General features: G+C 67.1%; 5 protein-coding genes and 1 pseudogene. All 6 read left to right on the top strand.

Features of this window, described 5'->3' with window-relative positions:
* The coding region (locus J7E68_RS16180) for a glycosyltransferase (protein WP_215174321.1) at positions 1-782 on the top strand (782 nt) is incomplete at its 5' end.
* Positions 779-1,894, top strand: coding sequence for a Gfo/Idh/MocA family protein (locus tag J7E68_RS16175; RefSeq protein WP_215174319.1), 1,116 nt, complete (start codon positions 779-781; stop codon positions 1,892-1,894). The genes J7E68_RS16180 and J7E68_RS16175, both read left to right, overlap by 4 nt.
* Positions 1,895-1,896: 2 nt before the next feature.
* The gene (locus J7E68_RS16170) at positions 1,897-2,784 is read left to right on the top strand and encodes a hypothetical protein (protein WP_251049075.1); all 888 of its coding nucleotides are present in this window, start codon (positions 1,897-1,899) and stop codon (positions 2,782-2,784) included.
* 1 nt (position 2,785) lies between these two features.
* On the top strand, positions 2,786-3,925 hold the full coding sequence (locus J7E68_RS16165; protein ID WP_215174316.1) for a glycosyltransferase: 1,140 nt from the start codon (positions 2,786-2,788) through the stop codon (positions 3,923-3,925).
* A 189-nt stretch (positions 3,926-4,114) separates the two neighbouring features.
* Positions 4,115-4,732 (top strand): DUF4352 domain-containing protein, encoded by a 618-nt coding sequence (locus J7E68_RS16160; protein WP_215174314.1) that lies wholly within the window; start codon positions 4,115-4,117, stop codon positions 4,730-4,732.
* Between the two features lie 64 nt (positions 4,733-4,796).
* Positions 4,797-5,151, top strand: a pseudogene (locus J7E68_RS16155) (hypothetical protein); the annotation flags it as partial.

Here is a 5,151-nt window from a genome sequence, read left to right as displayed (position 1 = left end):
CCCGCAAGCGCTGGGGCGTGGTCAAGCAGGGCATCCTGCTGGCCAACGAGGGCCTCGCCGGGCTCGTGGGCGACGTGCTGATCGCCGACCACCCCGTGATCGCGACCTACCTCCGCCGGCACTTCGGCACCCGCCGGGTGCAGACCATCACCTACGGAGCGCACGAGGTCGTCGACGCGCCCACCGGGCCGATCGAAGAGCTGGGACTCGAGCCCGACCGGTACGCGATGATCGTCTGCCGGCCGATCCCCGAGAACTCCGTGCTCGAGATCGTGAAGGCATGGTCGTCGAAGAAGCGCGGCATGCCGCTCGTGGTCGTGGGGCCCTACGGAGACGACGACCCGTACCACGTGGCCGTGCGGGCGGCGGCCTCGGATGAGGTCCTCTTCCCCGGTGCCATCTTCGAACCGGAGCGCATGCAGTCGCTCCGCTTCCACTCCGCGCTGTACCTGCACGGTCACACCGTGGGCGGCACGAACCCCTCTCTCGTCGAGGCGATGGCCGCGGGCAACGCCGTCATCGCTCACGACAACCCTTACAACACCTGGGTCGCAGGGCCCGACAACGCCTTTTTCACCGGAGCCGACGATCTCGCCGGCCTGCTCGACGACGTGCTCTTCGATGACAGCAGACGGCGGCGCATGGGCGCCGCGAGCCGAGATCGGTTCCATGCCGAGTTCACATGGGCCAAGATCGGCGCCGAGTACGAGCATTCGCTCCGAACCGCTCTCGCGCGGCGCGGGCACGCAGACAAGAAGCAGCAGACAGGGGCAAACGCATGATCGATGTCGCAGTGGTCGGACTCGGGAAGATGGGGCTCTCCCATCTTTCGATGATCAAGGCGCACCCCGATGTGAACCTCGTGGGGGTGTGCGACGCGACCGGGTACCTGCTCGACATCCTGGCGAAGTACACCGGGGTCACCACCTACAAGGATCTCGACAAGATGCTCGATGAGGCTCGCCCGCAGGCGATCATCATCGCGACTCCGACTCATCTGCACGCCGGGATGATCCGGAATGCGCTCAAGCGCGGCATCCACGTGTTCTGCGAGAAGCCGCTCGTAATCGATCCGGCCGACAGCATCGAGCTCTCAGCCCTCGCCGAGCAGAAGGGACTCGTCACGCAGGTCGGGTATCACAACCGCTTCGTCGGCGCCTTCAGCGAGGTCAAGCGCCTGCTCGACCTCGACGCCATCGGCACCGTCAACACGGCCCTCGCCGAGGCGTACGGCCCCGTCGTGCTGAAGCCCGCCGGCCGCACCTGGCGCAGCGAGCGCGCGACCGGCGGAGGATGCCTCTACGACTACGCCGCACACCCGCTCAACCTGCTCACCTGGTACCTGGGCACGCCGGAGTCGGTGAGTGGCAGCCAGCTGACGAGCATCTTCTCGGCACAGATCGACGATGCCGTCGCGAGCACGCTGCACTATCCGACCGGCACCGCGCAGATCATCTCGAACTGGTCCGATGAATCGCAGCGCAAGATGACGACCAAGATCACCCTCTGGGGCACGAACGGCCGGATCTACGCCGACCGTCAGGAGATCCACGTCTACCTGCGCGACACCGCGACGATCCCCGAGGGATACCGGGTCGGCTGGAACGTCAGGTACACGACCGACCTCACCGAGGCGCCCTGGTTCTATCTGCGCGGCGAGGAGTACAGCGCTCAGCTGGACTCGTTCGTGCAGCGTGCGCAGGCCGGCGCTTCCGCCGGGATCAACGACTTCGCCTCGGCAGCGGTCACCGACAGGGTGATCTCGATGATCAGCGAGGATGCGGTGCGCGAAGGATCGCGTCTGACCGCCGAAGCAGCATCCGATCTCGCCGTGAACACGGCACCGAAGGGGCGCATCGCGGCAGCGTTGAGCGCCCTGCGTGGAGGGAAATGACCATGACGACATCCACTCGCACGATGGACCGCCTGCTGTTCGGAGACAATCAGTTCTTCGGCGTCAATCACATGTCGGAGGAGAAAGCGCGGGCGCAGCAGATGCGCTTCCAGGACACCGACGCGATCATGGGCGTGCTCGACGCCGCCTACGACGAAGGCGTGCACACCTTCATGTGCACCACGCACGATCGGATCGCCGAGGTCACCGACCACGTGCGCACCCACCCCGACCGCTACGCCGACATGACGTTCTTCCCGTGCATGCCGTATGCGCACAAGTACGCGAACGCGGTGACGGAAGACGGATTCCTCGGCGCGATCCGCAAGTTCCTCCCCGAAGAGGGGCTTCTCGACAGCATCGCCCGAGGCACGTCGTCGCTCGCCCGGAAAGACATCGAAGGCGTGACGACGCTGCTCATCGACGCCGAGATGAAGATGTTCGAGGGGCTCGACACCCCTGTCATCTGGCTGCAGAACGTGGTCGTCGATCTGCTGTCGGGTCTGGGCTTCACCGACGCGTTCCGCATCTTCGCCGATCACGTGCGCAAGCGCTACAACGCCGAGCCCGGCTTCATCACCATGAACCTGCCGCGTCTGCTCGACGACCTCGACAAGGCGGGGGTCGAGAACCCGATCGTGTGCTCGAACATCAACAAGCTCGGCTTCCGCATGTCGGGCGGTGTCGACGCCTACCGCGACGCGATGGAGAAGCGACCGTTCCGCGCGGTCGCGATGTCGGTGTACGCGAGCGGCGCGATCCCTCCCCGCGAGGCGATCGAGTGGGTCACGAGCCTGCCGAACCTCGAGTCGATCGTGTTCGGCGCATCCAGCCGCGCCAACATCGCCTCGACGGTGAGCCTCGTCGACGAATACTGGCCGCAGCGCTGACATGCCCAAGGGGGATCCGAATGTCGTCCTGATCGCCAACCCCGGCGCCGACCTCTACGGCTCGGACCGGATGGTGCTCGAGACGGTTCGCGCGCTCGTCGGCGCGGGGCGACGCGTCGTCGTGACCGTTCCGACCTCGGGCCCTTTGGTGCCGCTCCTCGACGACGCCGGGGCAGGGGTCGTCGGGTGCTCGCCGCCGATCGTCCGCAAAGGACTGCTGAGCCCGCGCGGTCTGATCAGCCTGTTCGTCACGGCCGTGAGGTCGATCGGCCCGGGCCTGAGCCTGATCCGTCGCGTCGACCCCGGGGCCGTGATCGTGAACACGATCACTCCCCCACTGTGGATCGCGCTCGCCCGATGGAGCAGACGGCTGACGGTGTGCCATGTGCACGAGGGTGAGGGCTCCGTCTCAGGCATCCTGCGGCGCGCTCTCTACCTGCCGCTCGTGTTCACCCACCGCGTGATCGCGAACGGCGACTTCACCCGACGCGTTCTCGCAGAGGCAGCACCTCGGGTGCGCGCACGGACGGTGGTGGTGCACAATGCCGTTCCCGGCCCGCTCGCGGTCGTGCCACCGCGCACCGAACTCACCGCACCGACGCGCCTCCTCTACGTCGGCCGCCTGTCACACCGAAAAGGCGTGCATGTGGCGGTCGACGCACTCGGCATCCTCGTGGATGATCACCGAGACGTGCGCCTCGACGTCGTCGGCGCGGTGTTCCCCGGGAACGAGGCCTATCTCGAAGAGCTGCATGCGCAGATCGAGCGTCGGGGCCTCGGCGACCGGGTCTCCTTCCTCGGGTTCAAGTCATCGGTGTGGGACGACCTGGCCCGAGCCGACATCTCGGTGATCACCTCGCTCGTCGACGAGACGTTCGGCAACACCTCGGTCGAGGCGGCACTGGCCGCGCGTCCCGCGGTCGTGAGCAGGGTCGGCGGGCTGCCCGAAGCAGTCAGCGCATCTCAGAGCGCGACACTGGTGGCACCCGGCGATGCAGCAGAGCTGGCCGCGTCGATCGCCGCCAAGATCGACGACTGGCCCGCGCAGGCGCGGCTCGCGCTCTCTGATTCCTCCGCTGTCGCCGAGGCGTTCTCGACCGCGCGCTACTCGGCCGGAATCCAGGCCGCGCTTCGCGGCTGAACGTCCAGAGAAGTTTGTCCACAGGCCTCTTGTCCCCCTTTCGGTGGACATGATAGGATCGCGCTCACTGGGGATAGTGTCATTTGGGGATGACGCTCGCTGACTGATCCGTTCTGAAACGGGTCGACGTCGGCAACCCTGATTGGGGAATCTGGGGAATCGACAATCATGGTGATTGCGCGTACATGCATGTCCATCGCGGCCCTCGCGCTCTGCGTGAGTCTGGTCGCCTGCAGCGGCAGCAGCGAGCCGCCGAGCGGAACGGAGCCGACGACGACATCGTCGGCGACTCCCGCTCCTGACCCGACCGCGGGCGCTGACGCCCCGGGTGGGTCCGAGGGGCCGTCTGCCGACGAGCCGGTCGCGAAGATCGAGAGGGCGGGCCATTCAGGCGCCCCGAGCGTGAAGGCGGATCCCGCAGACATCTCCGATGCCGTGTCGTATGACGACGGTGTCAGCGTCACGATCGACGACGTCTCGTTCGCGGCAGAGACGTCGCAGGGGCCGGGAAGCTTCCCGGATCGGGAGTACGCGCGTCTGACGATCACCGTCGACAACGACTCGTCCGAGGCCATCGACCTCGGCACGTCGGTGCTGACGCTGCTCGATGCGAGCGGAACGGCCGCGGTCCGCGTCTACGCCGCCGAGGCCGAAGCCACCGACTTCGCCGGTGTGCTCGCCGCGGGCAAGAGCGCGACCGCCGCCTATGCCTTCGCGATTCCCGCAGATGCTCGCGACGAGGTCACGCTGGTCGTCGACTTCGACGGCGATCACACCTCCGCCGTCTTCCGCGGAGGGCTCGACTGACATGTCATACACGAGCCCGTCCGCCATCACTCGACTCGACCGCTTCTCACCACGAGGAACCTCCATGACACGCACCGCCCGCGGAGCAGACCGTCTTCGCCGCGTGATCGCCGCGATCGCCACCGCGGCGACGGCGCTCGCCACGATCGCCCTCATCGCCCTGCCCGCGGAGTCGGCATCCGCCGAGACGCCCGGCCAGCCCGACACCGTCACCGCCGATGTCCTGCCCACCTGGCAGATCAACGGCGTCGTCTGGAGCCAGGTCGTCGCCGGCAACACCGTGTACGTCACGGGCAGCTTCACCAAGGCCCGCCCGCCGGGGGTCGCCGTCGGCGGACCCGGCGAGATCGACGCGAACAACGTGTTCGCCTTCGACATCACCACGGGCAACCCGGTTCCGAACTTCAGCCACTCCTTCG

This window comes from Microbacterium sp. ISL-103 (genome assembly GCF_018613995.1).
Lineage (GTDB): Bacteria > Actinomycetota > Actinomycetes > Actinomycetales > Microbacteriaceae > Microbacterium.
This window is presented reverse-complemented; position numbering and strand designations above follow the sequence as displayed.

Bases quoted from the DNA above. Each gene is read 5' to 3' on its own strand.
- J7E68_RS16175 (WP_215174319.1), top strand. From the start codon at position 779: ATGATCGATGTCGCAGTGGTCGGACTCGGGAAGATGGGGCTCTCCCAT.
- J7E68_RS16170 (WP_251049075.1), top strand. From the start codon at position 1,897: ATGACGACATCCACTCGCACGATGGACCGCCTGCTGTTCGGAGACAAT.
- J7E68_RS16165 (WP_215174316.1), top strand. From the start codon at position 2,786: ATGCCCAAGGGGGATCCGAATGTCGTCCTGATCGCCAACCCCGGCGCC.
- J7E68_RS16160 (WP_215174314.1), top strand. From the start codon at position 4,115: ATGTCCATCGCGGCCCTCGCGCTCTGCGTGAGTCTGGTCGCCTGCAGC.